This window comes from Sphingomicrobium aestuariivivum (genome assembly GCF_024721585.1).
Classification (GTDB): Bacteria; Pseudomonadota; Alphaproteobacteria; order Sphingomonadales; family Sphingomonadaceae; genus Sphingomicrobium; species Sphingomicrobium aestuariivivum.
Genome location: NZ_CP102629.1, coordinates 715,905 through 730,647, shown reverse-complemented (window position 1 = coordinate 730,647; position 14,743 = coordinate 715,905). Strand labels below are relative to the sequence as shown.

Below are 14,743 nucleotides of genomic sequence, written 5' to 3'. Positions count from 1 at the left end.
ACGGATGCGACCCGAATACAGGCGAGACGACGGAGGCAGGGCGAAGCGGCTGGTGCGGCTTCTCCTTGGCCTCCTCGCGCTGCTGGCAGTGCTCGGCGGGCTGCTCATCAGCGAGCCCGCCAATGCGCAGGACTTTCCCGCGCCGCCCGAGAACAGCTGGATCCTCGACGAGGGCGCGTTCCTCAGCCCCGAGGAAGAGCTGGCGCTCAACCGCAAGCTGCAGGCGCGTTTCGACGAGACGGGGCGCCCGCTCTACATCACCACCTTCCAGAACCTTCAGGGCTATCCGATCGAGGATTTCGGCTATCGGCTGGGTCGTGAATGGGGTGTGGGCGATGCCGAGGAAGACGATGGCACGCTGCTGATCGTCGCCCGCGAGGAGCGCGAGATGCGGATCGAGACGGGCTATGGCGCGCGTGTCTATCTGCCCGACGTGCTGGCGGGGCGGATCATCCGCAACACCATGACGCCCGCCTTCAAGGCCGGCGATTTCGCGGGCGGCATCGATGCCGGTGTCGACGAGATCATCGCCAGCTTCGAACTTTCCCCCGAGGAAGCGGCGGCGCGCGCCGAGACGGCGGCCGCCGAGCAGTCGCGCGAGCGCGAGGGCGGCGGCAATTTCGGGGGCATGATCTTCTTCATGATCCTGATGTTCCTGTTCCTCTCGGCCGGACGGCGCGGGCAGGGGCGGCGCTATCGCGGCAAGGACAGCAAGCGCCGCCGGCGGCGTGGCGGCGGCTTCGATGCCGGTGATGCCGCGGTGATCCTGTGGGGCATCGACGCGCTGACCAGCGGCAGGCCCCGACGCCACGGCGGCGGCGGCATCTTCGGTGGCGGCGGTGGTTTCGGCGGCGGTGGCGGCGGCTTCGGCGGCGGTCTCGGCGGCGGCGGTTTCGGTGGCGGCGGCGCCTCCGGGGGGTGGTAATGCATCAATTGACGGCAGAGGATCATGCGCGCGTCTCGCAGGCGATCGCGCAGGCGGAACTGGCTTCCGACGGCGAGATCGTCGCGGTGGCGACGGAGCTTTCGGACCAATATCATGACGCGGCGTGGCAGTGGGCCGCGCTCGCGACCTTCCTCCAGATGGGAATCTGGGCGTTCCAGCCGCAGTGGCTGGAGGATGCCTACCACCTGTTCTTCGGCGGCTGGGGCGAGGTGCCGCTGACGCAGCTCCTCACCGTGCTGCTGATGTTCTCGCTCGCGACCTTCCTCATCGTGTGGGGGGCGCTTCGCTACATGCCGCTCCGATTGAAGCTGGTGCCGCCCGCGACCAAGACGCGGCGGGTGCGCCGGCGCGCGATCGACATCTACAAGGCGGGCGCCGAGCGGCGCACCATCGGGCGCACCGGCATCCTCATCTATTTGTCGATGGGCGAGCATCGCGCCGAGATCATCCATGACGATGCGATCACCGAGGCCGTCGAGCCCGATGCCTGGGCCGAGGCGATGATCGCGCTCCTGGGACCGGTGAAGGAGGGGCGCGTGGCCGACGGCATCTGCGCCGCGATCCACGAGATCGGGCTGGTGCTGGCCGAGCATTTCCCCAAGTCGTCGGACGATACCAACGAGATCCCCGACAAGTTGATCGAGCTGTGAGCGACGCCTCTTCAGCTCCCGAGATCAAATTTCAGGGCGATTTCATCGTCGCGGTGAAGGACGGGCGCTGGGAATATGTGAAGCGCGCGCGCGGCATCCGCGCGGTGGTGATCGAGGCGGTAGTCGAGGGCGACCGGCTGCTCATGGTCGAGCAGCATCGCGTGCCGCTCGGGCGCAATTGCCTCGAACTGCCCGCGGGACTGATCGGCGACGATGACGGCGGCGAGGAAGATACGGTCGAGAAGGCCGCGGTGCGCGAGCTCGAGGAAGAGACGGGCTGGCGCGCCGGGTCCATCGAGGTGATGGGCGAATTCTATTCCTCGCCCGGCATGGTGTCCGAAAGCTTCACCGCCGTGCGCGCGCATGACTGCGTGAAGGTCGGCGAAGGCGGGGGCACCGATGACGAGGACATCATCGTCCACGCGGTGCCGCTGGCCGAGGTGGCGGCCTTTGTCGCGCAAAAGCGACAGGAAGGGTGCGCCGTGGACGTTCGGGTGATGGCCTACCTGTTGCGTTCGTAGAAGGTTCCTTGTGGGTTCAGGCGACCCGTGCAACACAGGTGCCGATGTATCTCACCCAAGGAATATCCATGACCAAGAAAATGCTGCTCGCGGGTGCCGCGAGCCTGAGCCTTGCCGCCTGCGGGACGGTTGGCCAGGACGAAGCCATCGAAACCGCCGCCGCCATGGCGACCGCCGCCGCCGACATGGCCGAGGCCGAAGCCATCGCCTATGACAATCCGCTCCTCGAGGAGTGGACCGGCCCCTATGACGGCGTGCCGCAGTGGCAGGAATATGAAGTCGGCCAGTTCGACGAGGCGATCGAAGTGTCGCTGAACGAGGCGCTTGCCGAATATGAAGCGATCGCGGCCAACCCCGCCGCGCCGACCTTCGCCAACACCATCGACGCGATGGAACTGGCGGGCCAGCGCTTCGGCGACGTCTATTCGATCTTCGGCGTCTATGCCTCGAACATCTCGACCCCCGAGGTGCGCGATCTCCAGGCCAAGTGGAGCCCGAAGATTTCCGAGGCCTTCGACAAGGTCAATCTCGACCCGCGCATGTTCGCACGCGTGAAGGCGCTTTACGACAATCGCGACAATCTGGGCCTGACGAGCCAGCAGATGCGCGTGCTCGAGCGTCGCTATGACGGCTATGTGCGCACCGGCGCGCTGCTCGACGAAGCGGGCAAGGCGCAGCTGTCGGCCTATAACAGCAAGCTCGCCGAGCTGTTCAGCCAGTTTTCGGCCAACGTGCTGGCCGACGAGAATGTCTATACGCAGGTGAGCGAGGCCGAGATGGCCGGCGTTCCCGCCGACATCAAGGGCGCCGCCAAGGTCGCTGCCGAAGCGCAGGACATGGAAGGCTATGCCATCAAGAACACCCGTTCGATGGTCGACCCCGTGCTCAGCTTCGCCGAAGACCGCGACCTTCGCGAAAAGGTCTGGGACCGCTTCGTCAATCGTGGCGACAATGGCGATGACAATGACACCAATGCGATCATTGCCGAAATCGTGAAAACCCGCGCCGACCGCGCCGACCTGCTCGGCTACGAGAGCCACGCGCATTGGCGCATGCAGGACACCATGGCGGGCACCCCGCAGCGCGCGATGGACCTGATGATGAAGGTGTGGCCCGCAGCGATCGCGCGTGTCGACGAGGAAGTCGCCGACATGATGGAATTCGCTTCCGCCGACGGCGTGAGCGAGATCGAGCCGTGGGACTATCTCTATTACCAGGAGAAGGTGCGCAAGGCGAAGTACGACCTCAGCGCAGAGGAGCTGAAGCCCTATTTCGAGCTGAACAACATGGTCGACGGCATGATCTGGTCGGCCGAACAGCTCTACGGCATCAGCATGGTCGAGAACACCGGCGCGGTGCCGGTCTATCATCCCGACATCCGGACCTTCGAGGTGACCAACACGCGCACCGGAAAGGACATCGGGCTGTTCTATTTCGACACCTATGCCCGTGACGGCAAGCGCTCGGGCGCGTGGATGAACACGCTGCGCCTCGGCACCAAGCTGACGGGTGACGAACTGGGCCTGTTCACCAACAACAACAATTTCAACAAGCCCGCGCCGGGCGAGCCCGTGCTCATCAGCCTCGATGACGCGCAGACGCTGTGGCACGAATTCGGTCACGCCATCCACTACATGCTGGTCGATGTCGATTATCCGAGCCTTGCCGGCAACCAGCGCGACTTCGTGGAATATCCGAGCCAGGTGAACGAGAATTGGCTCCTGTCGGAGCCGGTGCTCGAGCGCTTTGCGCGCCATTATGAGACGAACGAGGTCATGCCGCAGAGCCTGCGCGACAAGATCGCCGCCTCGTCGACCTTCAACGAAGGCTATGCGACCGTGCAGTATCTCTCCTCGGCGCTCGTCGACATGAAGCTGCACATGGACCCCGACGGCGTGGTCGATGTGGATGCCTTCGAGAAGGAAACGCTGGCCGCGCTGGACATGCCGGAGGAAACGGTGATGCGTCACCGCCTGCCGCAGTTCAACCACCTCTTCTCCTCGGACGCCTATTCGGCGGGCTATTACAGCTACCTGTGGTCGGAGACGATGGACGCGGACACGTGGGAAGCCTTTGCCGAGACGGGCAATGTCTATGATCCGGTCGTCGCCGAGCGCTTCGAGAAGATCATCCTGGCGACCGGCAATGCGACCGACCGCATCGAAGCCTACCGCGCCTTCCGCGGCCGCGATCCCGACGTCGACGCGCTGCTGCGTCGCCGCGGTTTCCCGACCGGCGCGGAATAAGCGAGATATCGCTGGACGAAGGAGGCCCGGGCGGAAACGTCCGGGCCTTTTTCTTAAGGAAGGCGCGCGGCCTTGGCATTGGCCCAGGCAAGTTCGGCGAGCGGCTCGAGGGCCTTGGCGGTCTCGACCGCATGGGCGCTGGAGGCATTGCCGCGCGCGACGCGGCCCTTGATGCCGTGGACGATCGCGGCGAGCCGGAACATGTTGTAGACGATGAGATAGTCGAGGTCGGCGACCCCGTCGCGACCCGTGCGCTCGCAGTAGGCGGCGACATAATCCTCCTCGGACGGGATGCCGAGGTCGGCGAGGTCGCGGCCGAGGAGGCCGGTGAAGCTGCCGGCGGACGGCATGCGGTACATGAGGAGGTGATAGGCGAAGTCGGCGCCGGGATCGCCGAGCGTCGACAGCTCCCAGTCGAGGACGGCGCGCACCCTTGGCTGGGCCGCATCGAAGATCATATTGTCGCAGCGAAAGTCGCCGTGGATGACCCGCACGGGTTCGGCCGAGCGGTCGGGGGCGTTGTCGCGCAGCCAGTCGACGAGGCGGTCCATGGCCTCGACGCGGCCGGCCTCGATGTCGTTTCGATACTGGTCGGACCAGCGCGCGACCTGGCGGGCGACAAAGGCTTCGCCCTTGCCATAGTCGGCAAGGCCGATGGCGGCGGGGTCGAAGCCGTGGAGCTGGGCGATGGTGGCATTCATCGCGTCGAAGTGCGCGCCGCGGTCGGCCGCAGGGGTGTCGGGGAAATGTGCTTCCCAGACGATGCGGCCCGGCACCATGTCCATGACGAAGAAGGGCGTGCCGATGACGCTCTCGTCTTCCTCGAGGCCGTGCGTCCTGGGCGCCGGAAAACCTGCCTGCCCCAAGGCCGTCATCACGCGATATTCGCGCTCGACCGCATGGGCACCGGGCAGGAGGCGCCCGGGGGGCTTGCGGCGCAGGACATAGGCCGCGCCGGGGGTCACCAGCTTGTAGGTCGGATTGGACTGGCCGCCCTTGAATTGCTCGACCGTGAGCGGGCCGCCAAAGCCCTCGACACGGGCCTGCATCCAGTCGGTGAGGGCTTTCTCGTCGAAGGCGAGGTGGTCGGAGACGGGACGGGTGCCCGTATTGGCGTCGGTGCGGTCCATAAACGGGACGCTAGCTGAACTTCGCGGCGACCCCAAGCGTTCGGACGACATGCACAAGATCATCCATTTTTCCGACGTCCATTTCGGCATTCACGAAGAGCATCTGGTCGCCGCGACCGAACTGTTCCTCGAGCGACACGAGAGCGACCTCGTCGTCATCGCGGGCGACCTCACCCAATGGGCCAAGGAAGAGGAATTCGAACTGGCGCGCGCCTGGCTCGACAAGATCGAGGAGCGGGGACACCGCATCATGGTGGTGCCCGGCAATCACGACACGCCGAGCTTCAACCTCGTGAAGCGGTTCATGAGCCCCAATGCGGCCTATGTGAAGCACATGGGCGAGTGGGGCGAGGAATTGAACCCGTGGCTCAACGAGGATGGCTTCGCGATCCTCGGATTGAATTCGATGCGCGGGCTGGTCGTGAAGAACGGCAAGATCTCGGACGAGCAGATACAGCTGATGCGCGACAAGTTCGCCGAGGCGCAGGACGATGACCTGCGCATCCTCACGCTGCACCACCCGATGTGGAAACTGCCGCGCGGGGAGGAGCTGTCCGACCCCATCCAGAACCAGGTGGCGGCGGTCAGCGCGACCGACGATGTCGGCATCGACCTCATCCTGTCGGGGCATAACCATACGAGCTCGGTGCACCGCACGGTCGACCTGCCCAAAGGCGATGGTTCGGCGCTGGTGATCCAGGCGGGCACGGCCTTCTCGACGCGGATCAAGATCGAGCCCGCCAGCTTCAATTATATCGAGGCGGACCGGCACAATTGCCTCATCAAGGTGATCGGCTGGGACGGCGACAATTATGTCGAGCGGCGCCAGCATCATTACCAGCGCGAGCATGACGAGGCGCATTGGCAGCCCTCCAATGCCAATGCGATGGGGCTGGTGGCCGAGGTGGCGCGCGCTGCCGAAGGCAATGCTTGAGGCTTTTTTCGAATAGGTGCAGGGCAGGGCCATGAGCCAGCTTCCCAGAGAATTCGATCTCGACGATTATGTCACCGCCGTCCTCCATGAGGATCTCGGCAGGGGCGGGGACGTCACTTCCGCCAACACGATCGCCGAGGGCGCGCGTTTTTCCGCGGTCATGGACACGCGGCAGGAAATCGCCGTGGCCGGGATCGAGGTGGCTGAAGCCTTCTTCCACCGGCTCGACCATACGGCGAAGATAGAGCGGCTGGTGGAGGATGGCGATGTCGTGGCCGCGGGCACCGACCTCATGCGCATCACCGGCAAGGCGCAGGCGCTGCTGAGCGCAGAGCGCTCGGCGCTCAACACGCTGCAGGTATTGTGCGGGATCGCCACGCAGGCGCGCGCCTTCGCCAAGGCGGTCAAGGGCACGGGCGCGACCGTGCTCGATACGCGCAAGACCATCCCGGGGCTGCGGGCCTTGAGCAAATATGCCAGCCGCATGGGGGGCGCGGCCAACCACCGGATGCGGATGGATGACGGCCTCCTCATCAAGGACAATCACATCGCGGTGAACGGCGGCGATATCGTGATGACCGTGATGCGGGCCAAGGCGGGCAATCACGGGCTCGAGGTGCAGGTCGAGGTCGACCGGATCGACCAGATCGAACCCGCGCTGGGGGCAGGGGCCGACCGCCTGCTGCTCGACAACATGCCGCCCGACGTTTTGCGCGAGGCCGTCGCGCTGGTGGCGGGGCGCGTGCCGCTCGAGGCCTCGGGCGGGATCGACCTCGAGACGATCCGCGCGGTGGCCGAGACGGGGGTCGATTACATCTCGACGAGCAAGATCACCATGGGCGCGCCCGCGGTGGATATCGGGCTCGATTACGCCATTTGCAGCTGAGGTCGTTACGGCCAAGCTGCGGCGAACCGAAAAAAGGCGGGATTGTGGCGCGGGCCTCGCGCTCCTATAGCAACGCCCAAATCCCACAGGAGAGCGATGTGAGTTTCAAGGGTCTCAAGGAGATCGAGTATAACGGCAAGATGGTCTGGCCGCTGATCGAAGGCGGCAAGGGCGTTTCGGCCACCAACCATGCGAGCTCGGGCGCCTGGGCCGCCGCGGGCGGCATCGGCACGGTGAGCGCGGTCAATGCCGACAGCTATGATCCCGAAGGCCGCATCATCCCGCAGGTCTATGAGGAAATGACCCGCCGCGGACGCCATGAAGAGCTGATCCAGTACGCGATCGACGGCGCCACCGCGCAGGTCATCAAAGCGCACGAGATGGCCGGCGGCAAGGGCGCGATCAACGTCAACGTGCTGTGGGAAATGGGCGGCGCCGAGCGCGTGCTCGAGGGCCTCTTGGACAATTGCGCGGACATGGTCGACGGCGTCACCTGCGGTGCGGGCATGCCCTATCGCCTGTCCGAGATCGCGCGTCATTATGGCGTGAAATATCTCCCCATCGTGTCGTCGGGCCGCGCCTTCCGCGCGCTGTGGAAGCGGGCCTATGCCAAGCATCCCGAGGGGCTGGGCGCGGTGGTCTATGAGGATCCGTGGCTGGCGGGCGGGCACAACGGCCTGTCGAACGCCGAGGACCCCAAGAAGCCGCAGGATCCCTATCCGCGCGTTGCCGAGCTTCGCAAGATGATGCGCGATGCGGGCACGCCCGAAGTGCCGATCGTGATGGCGGGCGGCGTTTGGCGGCTCGATGAATGGGATAACTGGATCGACAATGACGAGCTGGGACCGATCGCCTTCCAGTTCGGCACGCGGCCGCTGCTGACGCAGGAAAGCCCCATTCCGCAGGAGTGGAAGGCGCGGCTGATGACGCTGGAGGAAGGCGATGTCCTCCTCCACAAATTCTCGCCGACGGGCTTCTACAGCTCGGCGGTGCGCAATCCGTTCCTGCGCAATCTCGAGGCGCGCTCGGAGCGCCAGATCGCCTTCACCAAGGAAAAGGAAGGCGATCACGAGTTCGAACTCGACGTCGGCATCAAGGGGCGCAAGAGCTATTGGGTCACCAAGGCCGATTTGAACCGCGCGCGCGAATGGCATGGCGCGGGCTTCACCGAGGCGATGAAGACGCCGGCGGACACGCTGATCTTCGTTACCCCCGAGGAGTTCGCCGAGATCCGCAAGGACCAGGCCGACTGCATGGGCTGCCTGTCGCAGTGCAGCTTCTCGAGCTGGGCGGATAACGAGAAGAACACGACGGGGCGCCTTGCCGACCCGCGCAGCTTCTGTATCCAGAAGACGCTGCAGGACATCGCGCACGGCGGTCCGGTCGAGGAGAATCTGATGTTCGCGGGCCATGCCGCCTATCGTTTCAAGACCGACCCCTTCTACTCGAACGGCTTCGTGCCGACGGTGAAGCAGCTGGTCGACCGGATCCTGACGGGAGCGTGATGAACAAGCTGGTCCTCTCGATTGCCGGCATCGCCGCACTGGCGGGCGCGGCGAACGTCGCAAGCGCGCAGGACGAGCGCGAGGTGCCATATTGGGCCTCGATCTCGAGCGGAGAGGCAATGATGCGCTCGGGCCCCGGGCGCACCTATCCGGGCCAGTGGCTCTACCAGCGCCGCGACCTGCCGGTGAAGATCGTCCAGCGATATGACAATTGGCGCAAGATCGAGGACCCCGACGGCACTACCGGCTGGATGTCGGTGGCGCTCTTGACCGAGGTGCGGACCGGCATGGTCACGCGCGGGGCGCCGCTCGACATGCGCATCAGCCCGTCGCCCGACAGCGCGGTGCGCTATCGCCTCGAGGAAGGCGTGGTCGGCAGGCTCGATGCGTGCAATGGCACCGTGTGCCGGATGCGGGTGGGCGAGGCCGAGGGCTGGGTCCTGCAGGAGCGCCTGTGGGGCGTGGATGAAGACGAGAGCTTCGAATAGGAAAAGGGCGGCGCCATCGGCACCGCCCTTCGCCATTGTTGTCGGGTGAGAGGCTTAGCCGACGCTTTCCTCGACATAGACGGTGACGGGTTCGTCGCCATCGTTGGTCCAGGCGACACGACCGTCTTCGCCCGCTTCGCCGCGGGTCCAGCAGGTCTCGCCCTCGTCTTCCTCGCCCTCGGCTTCGGTCCAGTCGACGCACATCTTGCCGTCGCGGTTTTCCCACGTTCCCGATCCCTCGACCGCGTTGCCGTCAGCATCGGTCCAGGTGTAGGTGCCGTCGGCATTGTTCATCGCCGTGCCGTTGAGTTCGCCGTCGGCGTTGTAGATCTTGTATTCGCCGGGCATGCCGGGGCCGTCGGCGACCTCGGTCGTTTCCTCGACCACCATGTCGCCGTCGCCGTCGACCATCTCGGCCTCGTCATTCTCGGCGGCGCAGGCGGCGAGCGTCAGCGCGCCGGTGAGCAGGATCAGTTTCTTCATGGTCATTCCCCCTTGGTAATGAAGCCCCAACTTCGACAATATTTACCAACATAAATCAAGTGAGGGGTGGAATCCGTGTGGGACAAGCATTTGGTCACGGGAAGGGTGTAGGGTCGAGGCGATGTGGTTCGACATGAAACAGGCGCTGCTTTCGGGTGGCAGGCGGATGCTGGCGAGCTGGGCGCTGCTCACCGCCGCGATGCTGATGTTCATCGGCTGGCAGCAGGGATGGACGGCGGCGCTGGTGGCGGCGGGGCCGCTGGCGTTCCTGACCTTCAAGATGGCGCTCCGGATGCATGCTGGTGGCACGATCGGCGCGGCCATCGCACCGCATTTGCCACGCGAGAAGCCGGGGCGCGTGCGCGACCTCGTCTTCTTCGAGGATCCGCAGGGGCGCGATCCGCTGGCGCTGCTCGAGGCCTATGGCGAGATGCTGGCGGCGGCGGGGGCGCAGAGCCGCTTCATGGGCGGGCTCGACGTGACACGGGGCGAGGCGCACCATGTCATCACGCCCGCACCGGTGGGACGCGAATATCGGATCGACAGCGAGGGCGCCGACCGCGCGGCCCGCAGCGCTTTCATCGAGAGCTTCACGACACATCTCGGCGCGATGGGGGTCGTGGCGGCGGGCAGCGCGCGGCCCGATCCCGAAATCGCGCCGCGACGCGGGTTCGGGCGACGCGCCTAGCGCAGCGTCAGGTGCCGGGGGCCTCGAGACGCGGCTGCACATAGGCAACGCGCTTGACCTCGACATCCTCCCCGCCGTCGCTGGTGGCGACGAAGCTGTCACCTTCGGCGACGGCCTGCGGCGGGCCCGACCAGCACATGTCGGCGGCATCGTCCATGTCGCTGTCATCGCAGATCTTGCCGTCCTGCCATGTCCAGCTGCCCTGGTCCTGCACGCTGCCGCCGCCGGTGGTCACGTAGGAGCCGTCGGCATTGTAGCTGGTGGTCATCACCGTGCCGTCGGCGGACGTCCACTCCCAGCTGGTGTCGGCATAGGGCGTACCGGCGACGGCGGAGGCCTGGTCGCCGAGCGCGACATCGCCCTCGGGGGCGACGGTCATGTCGACATTGTCGGCCTCGTCGACCTCTTCGTTGCTGCCGCAGGCGGCAAGGCCGAGCACGGCGGTGGCGATCAGGAAATGGCGGATCATATGGAAAACTCCCCTTTTGAGTGTTGGCGGGCCAACGCATCGGGGAGCGAAAGGGTGCGGCTAGCCCGTGGTGACGGGGCGGACGCGGATCTCGAGGCCGTCGGCGAGGCGGCGCGAGGTCATCCAGCCGTCAGTGTCGGGCTCGCCCTCCAGCGTCCAGCAGTCGGTGCCCTCGTCGGGCGCATCGGGGGTGAAGCAGAGGAGGCCGTCCTCGCGCTGCTCGTAGGTTCCGCGCGCCACTTCCTCGCCGTCGAGGAAGTCGGTGTAGGTCCCGTCGGGGCCGAAATAGGTCGATCCGACGCCGTCCTCGCCCTCGATCTCGAAGGTCATGCCGGCGATGCTGGCCACCTCGGGCTCGGCGGCTTCGCTCTCGACGACGGGGGTGTCGGCCTGCTCCCCGCAAGCGGCGATGAGGAGGAGGGGGGCGAGCAGCAGCGGCAGCTTCATGAGAGCGGTCCTTTCGCTGCCGTTTCTATCAGAAAAGGAAGCGCGCGCCCATCCACAGCCCCATGCCGATCATCATGAGATTCTCGGTCAGGCTGATGAAGCCGAGCGGGACATTGTTGTTGCCGCCGACGCAGGCGCATTTGAGGTCGCGCCTGTCGATATAGACGGCCTTGAAGACGCTGATCGCGCCAACGGTGCCGATGAACAGCGCGATGGGGACAGACAGCCACGGCAGGAGCTGGCCCAGCATAAGGACGCCCGCGGTGGCCTCGAGGAAGGGGTAGAGGGTGGCATAGGGTACCCAGCGCTTCGCCAGGAGGTCGTAGCCGAGGAACATGGTCGCGAAGCTGCGCACGTCCTGCAGCTTCAACAGCGCGAGCATGCACATGGCGATGGGCACGAAGAGCATGGCCCAGCGCTCGAGGATCGGCGCGCCGGTGACGAGGTTGGTCAGCGCGAAGGCCATCAGCGCGGCCAGCGCGAAGAGCGCGGCGACGGGGCGGTAGGTCTTCTTGTCGGGATCGGGGTTCTTCAGCCCGAAATGGGTGCGCAGGTCGGTATAACCGCCGATCCGCTGGTCGCCGATGAAGACCTGCGGGGTGGTCCTGACAGCATGTTCGGCCTTGAAGGCCTCGGTCGCCTCGGGGGTGGCGAGATGATGGTCCTCGACCGTGTAGCCGCGCGATTTCAACAGGTGCAGCGCCTGCAGCCCGTAGGGGCAGACGTGCTTGGGTTTCACCATGCGGTAGAGGCGGGCGGTCTTGGGCGTACGGTCGAGCATGCAGACTATGTGGGAAATGGCGAGCAGCGGCGCAACCGACTAGCGCGGCACTGCTGCTGCTGCCGCTGCTTCCTCGCTGCGCGCCACGAAGGCCTGCACCGGATGGCCGGTGAGGAGGCGGCCGGTGCGTTTGAGCTCGGCATTCTGCTCGTCCACCGTGAAGGCGATGAGCTTGCGGCAGAGCTGCGGCGAGGCGGCGTAACGGTCCATGTTGGCGGTGTCGGCCTCCGCGCCGAGGCGCTCGATCCGGCGCTTCAATTCATGCGCATTGAGCATGATGTCGCCGACCGCGAGCTTGGCGGGCCCCACTAGTCGAGAGCCTAGCGCGGGGCGGGGAAAGGCAAGCAGCGGCGGCGGCGGGTGCCAAGGGGTGTAAAGAGCTCTTGACTGACAAGAGCTCTTTACACATGATCGCGCCATGGAGAATCGGATCCGGCATTGGCGCGAAGAGGCGGGGTGGAGCCAGGGCGAACTGGCCCGGCGGCTCGGCGTCTCGCGCCAGACGATCAACGCGGTCGAGACCGACAAATATGATCCGAGCCTCCCGCTGGCGCTGCGCCTGTCGAGACTGTTCGGCGTGCCGGTGCCTGAATTGTTCTTCGATGACTGGGAGCCGGAAAGTGAATGAGATGACGGGCAGCGCGGCCGACGCGGGCGGAACGACGTGGAAGAAGCGGGCGGTGCAGCTGGTCGCGGGCGGCATCATCGGGGCGGCGACCATGTACGGCACGCTGCATTTCCTCGAAGAGGGCGCGGCATGGGATTTCGGCGTCGATGCGCTGGTCGCGATGGGCGCGGGCGTGGTCTTCATGCTGATCGGGCTGATCGTGCTCGCGGGGGCCGCGGCGCCCAAGGCGGGCAAGCATTTCCTCGAGGTCGAGGATGAGGCGGACCTTCGCTACCAGCGGCGCGAATTGCTCTGGGGCGGGCTCATCCTCGTGATGATCGGTGCGGTGCCCTTCGTGCTCGGACTGGGCGGGCCGGACGGGCTGGTCGCCAACGAAGTGGCGCTCTGGGTGATCGTGGCGCTTGTCGCGGCGATCACGTTGCTCAGCATCGTCATCAAGTTCCGTCGCGACGAACTCAACGATGCGATCGTCAAGGAATCGGCGACCTACACCTTCTACGCCATCATGCTGTTCTTCGGCGGCTGGGCGGTGGCCGCGCATCTCGAATATCTCGCCCCCTTCCCGATGGCGGCTTTCTTCGGCGGGTCGATGTGGATCTGGATCATGATGATCTTCTTCGCCGCCTTCAAGCGCGGGATCGGCTGAGGTCGGCATCCCATCCGGGCATGAAAAAGCCCCCGTCGGCGTTGGCCGGCGGGGGCTTTTCATTGGCCGCAAGGCGAGGGGGCGTCAGGCCATCTCAACCGCGATGGCGGTGGCTTCGCCGCCGCCGATGCAGAGCGAGGCGATGCCCTTCTTGAGGCCGCGCTTCTTCATGGCGTTGAGGAGCGTGACGAGGATGCGGGTGCCCGAGGCGCCGATCGGGTGGCCGAGCGCGGTGCCGCCGCCGTTCACGTTGATCTTGTCATGGCTGATGCCGAGATCCTTCATCGCGAACATGGCGACGCAGGCGAAGGCCTCGTTGACTTCCCACAGGTCGACGTCGTCGACCGACCAGCCGGCCTTGTCGAGGCACTTCTCGATGGCGCCGATGGGGGCGATGGTGAATTCCGAAGGCTCGCGCGCATGGGCGGCGGTGGCAACGATGGTCGCGACGGGCGCCTTGCCCGCGGCCTCGGCGGCTTGCCGCGAGGTCACGACCACGGCGGCGGCGCCGTCCGAGATCGACGAGCTGGTCGCGGCGGTGATGGTGCCGTCCCTGCGGAAGGCGGGGCGCAGCGAGGGGATCTTGTCGGGACGGCCGCGGCCGGGGGCCTCGTCGGTGTCGACGGTCGTCTCGCCCTTTCGGGTGACGATAGTGATGGGGACGATCTCGCCCTCGAAGTCACCCTCGGCGATGGCGCGCTGGGCGCGGGCGAGGCTCTCGATCGAATAGTCGTCCATGCTCTCGCGGGTGAGCTGGTAATCGTCGGCGGTTTCCTGCGCGAAGGCGCCCATCGCCTTGCCTTCCTCATAGGCATCCTCGAGCCCATCGAGGAACATATGGTCATAGGCGGTGTCATGGCCGAGGCGCGCGCCCGAGCGGTGCTTCTTGAGGAGGTAGGGGGCGTTGGTCATCGATTCCATGCCGCCCGCGATGATGGTGGTGGCGTTGCCGGCGCGGATCGCCTCGTCGGCCTGGATGACGGTCTGCATGCCCGAGCCGCACACCTTGTTGACGGTGGTCGCCTGCACCGACTTGGGCAGGCCCGCCTTCAGCGCCGCCTGGCGCGCGGGGGCCTGGCCGAGGCCGGCGGGCAGGACGCAGCCCATGTAGATACGGTCGATCTTGTCGCCGTCCACGCCGGCACGATCGACCGCCGCCTTGACCGCGGTCGCGCCGAGGTCGGTGGCCGAGGCATCGGACAGGGCGCCCTGCATCGAGCCCATCGGCGTTCGCGCATAGGAAAGGATGACGGTCTGGCTCATGGCGTATCTCCGAAGTTTTTTTCTTGTTTTCG

At 66.0% G+C, this 14,743-nt stretch carries 18 protein-coding genes; 11 read left to right on the top strand and 7 right to left on the bottom strand.

Annotation, left to right across the window (positions count from 1 at the left end; all coding sequences use genetic code 11):
- The first annotated feature begins 52 nt into the window (after nucleotides 1-52).
- The 4 genes from NUW81_RS03740 (at nucleotide 53) to NUW81_RS03725 (ending at nucleotide 4,363) form a co-directional block, all read left to right on the top strand.
- Entirely contained in the window at nucleotides 53-925 is an 873-nt protein-coding gene (locus NUW81_RS03740) for a TPM domain-containing protein (RefSeq protein ID WP_245110455.1), read from the top strand.
- The gene (locus NUW81_RS03735; RefSeq protein ID WP_245110453.1) at nucleotides 925-1,596 is read left to right on the top strand and encodes a TPM domain-containing protein; all 672 of its coding nucleotides are present in this window, start codon (nucleotides 925-927) and stop codon (nucleotides 1,594-1,596) included. Before NUW81_RS03740 ends, NUW81_RS03735 begins: the two co-directional genes overlap by 1 nt.
- Nucleotides 1,593-2,117: an NUDIX hydrolase gene (locus NUW81_RS03730; protein ID WP_245110451.1), complete on the top strand. Its 525-nt coding sequence runs from the start codon at nucleotides 1,593-1,595 to the stop codon at nucleotides 2,115-2,117. Before NUW81_RS03735 ends, NUW81_RS03730 begins: the two co-directional genes overlap by 4 nt.
- Before the next feature lie 68 nt (nucleotides 2,118-2,185).
- Nucleotides 2,186-4,363: a M3 family metallopeptidase gene (locus tag NUW81_RS03725; protein ID WP_245110449.1), complete on the top strand. Its 2,178-nt coding sequence runs from the start codon at nucleotides 2,186-2,188 to the stop codon at nucleotides 4,361-4,363.
- Between the two features lie 53 nt (nucleotides 4,364-4,416).
- Here NUW81_RS03725 and NUW81_RS03720 read toward each other — a convergent pair whose 3' ends face one another.
- A complete protein-coding gene (locus tag NUW81_RS03720) occupies nucleotides 4,417-5,493 on the bottom strand; it encodes a phosphotransferase family protein (protein WP_245110446.1) in 1,077 nt (358 codons plus the stop codon).
- Nucleotides 5,494-5,542: 49 nt separating this feature from the next.
- On the opposite strand from NUW81_RS03720, the gene NUW81_RS03715 reads away from it, so the two are divergent.
- From NUW81_RS03715 to NUW81_RS03700, 4 genes are all read left to right on the top strand, one after another.
- On the top strand, nucleotides 5,543-6,427 hold the full coding sequence (locus NUW81_RS03715; protein WP_245110443.1) for a metallophosphoesterase family protein: 885 nt from the start codon (nucleotides 5,543-5,545) through the stop codon (nucleotides 6,425-6,427).
- 31 nt (nucleotides 6,428-6,458) lie between these two features.
- Complete coding sequence (gene nadC, locus NUW81_RS03710; RefSeq protein ID WP_245110441.1) at nucleotides 6,459-7,313, top strand: carboxylating nicotinate-nucleotide diphosphorylase; 855 nt, start codon at nucleotides 6,459-6,461, stop codon at nucleotides 7,311-7,313.
- 140 nt (nucleotides 7,314-7,453) lie between these two features.
- The gene (locus NUW81_RS03705; RefSeq protein WP_245113656.1) at nucleotides 7,454-8,818 is read left to right on the top strand and encodes an NAD(P)H-dependent flavin oxidoreductase; all 1,365 of its coding nucleotides are present in this window, start codon (nucleotides 7,454-7,456) and stop codon (nucleotides 8,816-8,818) included.
- Nucleotides 8,818-9,306: an SH3 domain-containing protein gene (locus NUW81_RS03700; RefSeq protein WP_245110439.1), complete on the top strand. Its 489-nt coding sequence runs from the start codon at nucleotides 8,818-8,820 to the stop codon at nucleotides 9,304-9,306. The genes NUW81_RS03705 and NUW81_RS03700 overlap by 1 nt, the downstream gene beginning before the upstream one ends.
- A 54-nt stretch (nucleotides 9,307-9,360) precedes the next feature.
- Here NUW81_RS03700 and NUW81_RS03695 read toward each other — a convergent pair whose 3' ends face one another.
- Nucleotides 9,361-9,789 (bottom strand): hypothetical protein, encoded by a 429-nt coding sequence (locus NUW81_RS03695; protein ID WP_245110436.1) that lies wholly within the window; start codon nucleotides 9,787-9,789, stop codon nucleotides 9,361-9,363.
- A gap of 133 nt (nucleotides 9,790-9,922) precedes the next feature.
- On the opposite strand from NUW81_RS03695, the gene NUW81_RS03690 reads away from it, so the two are divergent.
- The gene (locus NUW81_RS03690; protein WP_260508534.1) at nucleotides 9,923-10,477 is read left to right on the top strand and encodes a hypothetical protein; all 555 of its coding nucleotides are present in this window, start codon (nucleotides 9,923-9,925) and stop codon (nucleotides 10,475-10,477) included.
- Nucleotides 10,478-10,484: 7 nt separating this feature from the next.
- Here the strand turns inward: NUW81_RS03690 and NUW81_RS03685 are convergent, their stop codons facing one another.
- From NUW81_RS03685 to NUW81_RS03670, 4 genes are read right to left on the bottom strand one after another with little or no spacing between them, the layout of a single operon-like run.
- Complete coding sequence (locus tag NUW81_RS03685; protein ID WP_245110432.1) at nucleotides 10,485-10,946, bottom strand: hypothetical protein; 462 nt, start codon at nucleotides 10,944-10,946, stop codon at nucleotides 10,485-10,487.
- A 60-nt stretch (nucleotides 10,947-11,006) separates the two neighbouring features.
- Nucleotides 11,007-11,393 carry a hypothetical protein gene (locus NUW81_RS03680; RefSeq protein WP_245110430.1) on the bottom strand — a complete coding sequence of 129 codons (387 nt, stop codon included), beginning with the start codon at nucleotides 11,391-11,393 and terminating at the stop codon, nucleotides 11,007-11,009.
- A 28-nt stretch (nucleotides 11,394-11,421) separates the two neighbouring features.
- Nucleotides 11,422-12,174 carry a MauE/DoxX family redox-associated membrane protein gene (locus NUW81_RS03675; RefSeq protein ID WP_245110428.1) on the bottom strand — a complete coding sequence of 251 codons (753 nt, stop codon included), beginning with the start codon at nucleotides 12,172-12,174 and terminating at the stop codon, nucleotides 11,422-11,424.
- Nucleotides 12,175-12,213: 39 nt separating this feature from the next.
- Nucleotides 12,214-12,483, bottom strand: coding sequence for a hypothetical protein (locus NUW81_RS03670; protein WP_245110425.1), 270 nt, complete (start codon nucleotides 12,481-12,483; stop codon nucleotides 12,214-12,216).
- Nucleotides 12,484-12,592: 109 nt separating this feature from the next.
- Between NUW81_RS03670 and NUW81_RS03665 the strand changes: the two genes are divergently transcribed.
- On the top strand, nucleotides 12,593-12,802 hold the full coding sequence (locus tag NUW81_RS03665) for a helix-turn-helix transcriptional regulator (protein ID WP_245110423.1): 210 nt from the start codon (nucleotides 12,593-12,595) through the stop codon (nucleotides 12,800-12,802).
- Nucleotides 12,795-13,448, top strand: a complete 654-nt coding sequence (locus NUW81_RS03660; RefSeq protein WP_245110421.1) for a hypothetical protein — start codon at nucleotides 12,795-12,797, stop codon at nucleotides 13,446-13,448. Before NUW81_RS03665 ends, NUW81_RS03660 begins: the two co-directional genes overlap by 8 nt.
- Nucleotides 13,449-13,532: 84 nt before the next feature.
- Here the strand turns inward: NUW81_RS03660 and NUW81_RS03655 are convergent, their stop codons facing one another.
- Entirely contained in the window at nucleotides 13,533-14,711 is a 1,179-nt protein-coding gene (locus tag NUW81_RS03655; protein WP_245110418.1) for a thiolase family protein, read from the bottom strand.
- Nucleotides 14,712-14,743 lie beyond the last annotated feature (32 nt).

What these genes read in the sequence shown, in the direction of transcription:
- NUW81_RS03735 (WP_245110453.1), top strand. Translation starts at nt 925, where the DNA reads ATGCATCAATTGACGGCAGAGGATCATGCGCGCGTCTCGCAGGCGATC.
- NUW81_RS03725 (WP_245110449.1), top strand. Translation starts at nt 2,186, where the DNA reads ATGACCAAGAAAATGCTGCTCGCGGGTGCCGCGAGCCTGAGCCTTGCC.
- NUW81_RS03720 (WP_245110446.1), bottom strand. Translation starts at nt 5,493, where the DNA reads ATGGACCGCACCGACGCCAATACGGGCACCCGTCCCGTCTCCGACCAC.
- NUW81_RS03715 (WP_245110443.1), top strand. Translation starts at nt 5,543, where the DNA reads ATGCACAAGATCATCCATTTTTCCGACGTCCATTTCGGCATTCACGAA.
- nadC (WP_245110441.1), top strand. Translation starts at nt 6,459, where the DNA reads ATGAGCCAGCTTCCCAGAGAATTCGATCTCGACGATTATGTCACCGCC.
- NUW81_RS03705 (WP_245113656.1), top strand. Translation starts at nt 7,454, where the DNA reads ATGGTCTGGCCGCTGATCGAAGGCGGCAAGGGCGTTTCGGCCACCAAC.
- NUW81_RS03700 (WP_245110439.1), top strand. Translation starts at nt 8,818, where the DNA reads ATGAACAAGCTGGTCCTCTCGATTGCCGGCATCGCCGCACTGGCGGGC.
- NUW81_RS03695 (WP_245110436.1), bottom strand. Translation starts at nt 9,789, where the DNA reads ATGAAGAAACTGATCCTGCTCACCGGCGCGCTGACGCTCGCCGCCTGC.
- NUW81_RS03690 (WP_260508534.1), top strand. Translation starts at nt 9,923, where the DNA reads ATGAAACAGGCGCTGCTTTCGGGTGGCAGGCGGATGCTGGCGAGCTGG.
- NUW81_RS03685 (WP_245110432.1), bottom strand. Translation starts at nt 10,946, where the DNA reads ATGATCCGCCATTTCCTGATCGCCACCGCCGTGCTCGGCCTTGCCGCC.
- NUW81_RS03680 (WP_245110430.1), bottom strand. Translation starts at nt 11,393, where the DNA reads ATGAAGCTGCCGCTGCTGCTCGCCCCCCTCCTCCTCATCGCCGCTTGC.
- NUW81_RS03675 (WP_245110428.1), bottom strand. Translation starts at nt 12,174, where the DNA reads ATGCTCGACCGTACGCCCAAGACCGCCCGCCTCTACCGCATGGTGAAA.
- NUW81_RS03665 (WP_245110423.1), top strand. Translation starts at nt 12,593, where the DNA reads ATGGAGAATCGGATCCGGCATTGGCGCGAAGAGGCGGGGTGGAGCCAG.
- NUW81_RS03655 (WP_245110418.1), bottom strand. Translation starts at nt 14,711, where the DNA reads ATGAGCCAGACCGTCATCCTTTCCTATGCGCGAACGCCGATGGGCTCG.